We start from the raw sequence: 2,396 nt of genomic DNA, 5'->3' as shown, positions 1-2,396 counted from the left end.
GCTTTCTAAAGCCAATGGAACCGATAACTTGCTGAGGGTTTCAGGCAGCCGGAACGCATCCAAAGGTATGGCGCCACTGCATTGAATATTGGGTGTCTTCATCATTTGGCCAATAAAATGATCTATGGCCGGCACGAGACTAATCGGGATACGTTTGACGACCATTGGCTGGCCTGTTTTGGGTTTGCGTCCGGCACCTTCGCGCTTACCACCTGCCATGATGTTTTACTCTTTTGAATATGTAACGCAATCATATTTCGAGTAACTATGGAATACAAGCCCAAATCTTTAAGGTCTTCATTTCTGAAAAAAAGAAGTCACCGCGCTGGCGAGTATCAATATATGAATAAGGCCTATGAAGTGGTAATCCTCCCATATTTAATGGCAGGTTTCAGTAGAATCAAACAGTCATCAGTGGTGGCTTACCGCCATTGGCCTGATGGGGTCTTTCATGATTGTAAAACCATAACCAACGGGTGGCACAATCCTGAATGTCTTCTAAATTTTTAAACAAATATTGATTCAACAATCCATACCTGACGGTGCGGTTATAGCGATCAATATAAACGTTTTATTGTGGCTTGCAGATTGCAATATATTCGTCATGGGCAACAAAAAAACCACTCAGCGAACTAATTTAAAGATTATTAGACAATAAAGTAATTCATTCGAGCAAGTTGCAAATTGTGGGCTCATCAGCTCTGCTTATATTCCCATCACTAGCTAACAACATCCTATTGACTGGAAATTATTCAAATAAGCAGTTAGTTATTATTTAGATGACATTAAGATACCCAGCTTTTGCTGAGTATCTTTCATTCAACCTAAGTCCTGCATGACTGAATTACCTTAGTCCACAATATTTAATTTAATGATGTGAATTCATGAAAAGCAGAGACCGCATTTGCAGCGTACATAGCCACTGGACCGCCACCCATGTAAATGGCTACGCCCAATGCCTCATGTACTTCTTCTGTAGTTGCCCCAAGACGGGCTAAAGCTTTCGTGTGAAATCCTATACAGCCATCACATCTTGCGGCTACACCAACGGCAAGTGCAATCAGCTCTTTTGTTTTGGGATCCAATACCCCACTTTTCATTGCTGCCTTCCCTATATCTGAAAAGCCCTTCATTGTTTCAGGCTGAGTTTTGTGCATTATGGCTAATTGGCTCGAAATCTCACGTGTTAACTCAGTATATTTTTTGCTCATTTCTACTTCCTTTTTTTATAAATCTGATTATTGTGAACGTAATATTATTTTACATATTACTTAATTAAGTATATTCTAAATTAAGTACTTTCTAAAATATAATTTGGATAATTCATCCCATGCCACAAGAAGATCAATTTGAAATCGAGTATCTCCAAGAGAGTGCAACTCAGGCCGCATCGTTGTTACAAGCAGTTGGCAATGAAAATAGATTACTGGTGCTCTGTTTGCTCATTGTCAAAGGAGAAATGTCTGCTGGTGCTTTAAATCAGATGATTGGTCTTAGCCCTTCGGCTTTGTCACAGCACCTAGCCAAAATGAGAGAAGAAGGATTAGTTACGTACAGACGTGAAGCGCAAACTTTGTATTATCGAATTGATAACCCAGATGTGTTGAAATTGATGGCAACACTCAAAGAAATATATTGTTCTTAAATCAAAATTTGGAGGCAAAAATCATGACCACAAATCTACAAACTCTACCCGCTTCAGAGGTAAACGAGCTTATTCATCACGGTGCCTTATTGGTTGATATTCGTTCGCCAGACGAATTTGCAAAGGAACACATTGCAGGCGCACTAAATTTACCTATTGACCAGTTAAAACAAGATCCTTCAGCCTTGTCTTTAAACTGTGCAGATAAAATCATTTTTAATTGCCTCTCTGGCAAAAGAACGTCAATGAATGCAGAATTTCTTAGTAGTTGTGTTGTTTGCCAAGCCTATTTACTTGAAGGGGGTCTAGAAAGTTGGAAGCGGGCGCGCTTGCCTTCGATCAAAGACGATAAAAAGCCTATTGAGCTACAACGGCAAGTACAAATAACCGCAGGACTTTTAGTTTTAGCGGGAACTGTTATGGGTGCAATATTCTCCCCTTGGTTCTATGTTGTACCAGCATTCATTGGTGCCGGCTTAATGTTCGCAGGGCTATCTGGATTTTGTGGAATGGCTCGCTTACTAATGAAAGCACCGTGGAACAATTAACTTAGAAACTACTTGAGGAGTAGTGAGTTATCGAAAACGCAATGTGAACGATATTGATCGTATTCCTATTTTGTATATCTTCCTTGTTGCGTTGCTGATTGTTGCTTGGTTTTAACCAACTCATTAAACATCAGTAGTATCCAAAAAGATGCTTTAGGCAACAGGTTTGATTGACGCAATGCACAATGCACTTTTTTACGAAT

Annotated in this window: 3 protein-coding genes and 2 pseudogenes; 2 read left to right on the top strand and 3 right to left on the bottom strand. The window is 39.7% G+C overall.

Translation table 11 applies throughout. The annotated features are described in order from the left end of the window. From A2F46_RS11510 to A2F46_RS11505, 3 genes and pseudogenes are all read right to left on the bottom strand, one after another. Window positions 1–219 (bottom strand): annotated as a pseudogene (locus A2F46_RS11510) (hypothetical protein); the annotation flags it as partial. 181 nt (window positions 220–400) lie between these two features. After that, window positions 401–571, bottom strand: a pseudogene (locus tag A2F46_RS12175) (integrase core domain-containing protein); the annotation flags it as partial. Between the two features lie 292 nt (window positions 572–863). Further along, complete coding sequence (locus tag A2F46_RS11505; protein WP_066570593.1) at window positions 864–1,211, bottom strand: carboxymuconolactone decarboxylase family protein; 348 nt, start codon at window positions 1,209–1,211, stop codon at window positions 864–866. Window positions 1,212–1,330: 119 nt separating this feature from the next. Here A2F46_RS11505 and A2F46_RS11500 point away from each other — a divergent pair, with 119 nt between their 5' ends. Together A2F46_RS11500 and A2F46_RS11495 are read left to right on the top strand one after the other, a co-directional pair. Then, window positions 1,331–1,645 (top strand): helix-turn-helix transcriptional regulator, encoded by a 315-nt coding sequence (locus A2F46_RS11500; RefSeq protein WP_066570591.1) that lies wholly within the window; start codon window positions 1,331–1,333, stop codon window positions 1,643–1,645. Window positions 1,646–1,668: 23 nt separating this feature from the next. Next, complete coding sequence (locus tag A2F46_RS11495) at window positions 1,669–2,193, top strand: rhodanese family protein (RefSeq protein ID WP_066570589.1); 525 nt, start codon at window positions 1,669–1,671, stop codon at window positions 2,191–2,193. The last annotated feature ends 203 nt before the right edge of the window (window positions 2,194–2,396 follow it).

The sequence above is a fragment of the Snodgrassella sp. CFCC 13594 genome, from assembly GCF_001590725.1.
Classification (GTDB): domain Bacteria; phylum Pseudomonadota; class Gammaproteobacteria; order Burkholderiales; family Neisseriaceae; genus Snodgrassella.
This window is presented reverse-complemented; position numbering and strand designations above follow the sequence as displayed.